Annotated in this window: 2 protein-coding genes; both read left to right on the top strand. The window is 47.9% G+C overall.

All coding sequences use genetic code 11. The features are described from left to right. Nucleotides 1–1072: LCP family protein (locus NZ772_17630; GenBank protein ID MCS6815378.1), on the top strand; the 1072-nt coding region annotated here is incomplete at its 5' end. Between the two features lie 209 nt (nucleotides 1073–1281). Next, nucleotides 1282–2127 carry a tetratricopeptide repeat protein gene (locus tag NZ772_17625; protein MCS6815377.1) on the top strand — a complete coding sequence of 282 codons (846 nt, stop codon included), beginning with the start codon at nucleotides 1282–1284 and terminating at the stop codon, nucleotides 2125–2127. Nucleotides 2128–2345: the final 218 nt, after the last annotated feature.

The raw sequence follows: 2345 nt of genomic DNA, 5'->3' as shown, positions 1-2345 counted from the left end.
ACCCCCTGAAGCCCAACAATATACCTACCAGGCCCTAGTGAACTCCCTGGAAGGGCTGACGGACACAATGATGCTGATCCGCTTTAACCCAGACACACAGCAGCTAGTCGTTCTTTCCCTTCCTCGCGATACCCGGGTGGATATTGAGGGTTATGGAATTGAAAAACTGAATGCAGCTAATTACTACGGTGGGCCAGCCCTTTCAGCTAAAACGGTTAGCAGGCTGTTGGGGGGTGTTCCCATCGATCGCTACATTCGCATCAATGTCCAAGGGGTTGAAAAACTAATCAATGCCCTCGGTGGCGTAACTGTATACGTGCCCCATGACATGAAATATCGGGATGATAGCCAACATCTCTACATTAACCTTAAGGCTGGTAAACAACGCTTAAATGGCAATCAAGCCTTGCAACTGTTGCGCTTCCGCCATGACGAAAATGGTGATATTGGGCGAATTCAACGTCAGCAGATGGTGATTCGGGCTTTGAAGGAGCAGGCCCTGAACCCGACGACGATCGCTCGGCTGCCCCAAATCCTCAAGGTGATTCAAGCTCATATTGACACAAACCTATCTGTGGAAGAATTGATGGCCTTGGTGGGGTTTAGCGCCAGCCTCAGCAAGGCTAACACCCAAATGCTATTGCTACCAGGTGACTTTAGTCTTCCGGGTGAATATGGAGCTAGTTACTGGCTGCCGAACTATGCAAAGATTGGCGATATGACTGCCCGCTACTTTGGGCTGGGCTTTGAGCAGCGATCGTACCTGCAACCATCCCAAGTTCGGATCTCCATTCAAGACAGCACAGGCAATCGTCAAGCTGTTAATTTGCTAGTGAAAACGCTGCAACGAGCAGGTTACACCGATATATCCGTAGATAAGCCCTGGACAGAGCAGTTATCTGTTACCCGTGTTGTTGCCCAGAGTGGTAATGCTCTAATAGCTCAGGCAGTGCGAGACGTATTGAATGTGGGGGATGTGCGAGTGGAAAGTACTGGCATTTTGCAGTCTGATGTCACAATTCAGTTGGGAAAAGATTGGGTGGTAAGTGCTGGATTGCCCAATAACTATTGATCTGATTGATCTGTTGATCATTTGGGGTTGACTAGACCGGACTATTTTCTCTAGGAAGCAGTTAGGATAGGTGAGAGATAATATCGGGCTGGAATACATTTATTTCAGCACTAGGGTAGGCAATGCTGTTTCAAGTCTCTACGATCGCGTTCAACTTTGTATGGCTGCTGAGGAGAATAGCTCCTAGCATCGTTGTTGGAATCCTAGGTTTGTCAGTCGTTTCTAGTAGTGTGTGGTTATCAACGACGACCGCTCAGGCTCAAAGCGCACCTACTGCTGAAGATGAGCTGAGGCGAGGGTTGCAACTGATTCAACAGGGTAAGCTGAATGATGCTGCTAATGCATTTCAACAAGCTGTTACCCTAAATCCAGGGTTAGCCGCTGCCCACTACAATTTGGGGCTGGCGAGACGGCAACAGGGCAAGTTGCAAGCAGCAGCGGATGCCTTTTATCAAGCGACCCAAGTGCAACCTAACTTTGCTTTGGCCTATGCCAACTTGGGAGCAGTGCTGTTAGAAGGCAATAATTTAGCACTGGCAAATGCTTACTTACGGCGGGCACTGGAGTTAGACGCTAACCTAGGCTTGGCTCACTACAATTTGGGGTTAGTGCTAATCCGTCAAAATCAGCTTAGCGAGGCGATCGAGACCTTGCAGCGGGCAGTGCAAATTAAGGCCAATGTACCAGAAGCTCACTACAACCTTGGGGTTGCCTACGCCCAGCAAGGAAAAACTAACGAGGCGATTGCAGCCCTACGAAGAGCAGTGCAACTAAACAGTCGGTATCGAGAAGCTCACTATGAACTGGGTAAGTTACTGTTTGTTCAAAACAATTTAGAAGAGGCACTAGAATCCTTTCGCCTATCGGCAGTCTCTGACTCTAACTATCCCAATGCCTATTATGGAGCTGGGTTAGTGTTTTTGCGTCTCAACCGTTATGCTGATGCAGAAAAGATGATGCAGTTTGCAAGGGATCTGTTTGCACTTCAGGGCAACCCAGAGTGGGCTGCAAGAGCAGAGCAATATCTCCAGCAAGCGCGATCGCGATCAAGATAGAGTTAAGATTAAATAGGGTTTACTATCTACCGTCTGCTCACAGCAGTTAAAGTACTCAACATAAAGTACTCAACAGAGTGCATTAGGTAAGGGCTGTCTGGATACCTGTGCTGTTAATACAGATAGCCTGAAACAAGAGCCTAAGTCTCTTATTGCGAATACAAACTACTGGGCTATGTAGCTAGCTGGAAGCGTTGAAGCTTGATGATAAAACGTCA

The sequence above is a fragment of the Cyanobacteriota bacterium genome, from assembly GCA_025054735.1.
Classification (GTDB): Bacteria; Cyanobacteriota; Cyanobacteriia; order SKYG9; family SKYG9; genus SKYG9.
This window is presented reverse-complemented; position numbering and strand designations above follow the sequence as displayed.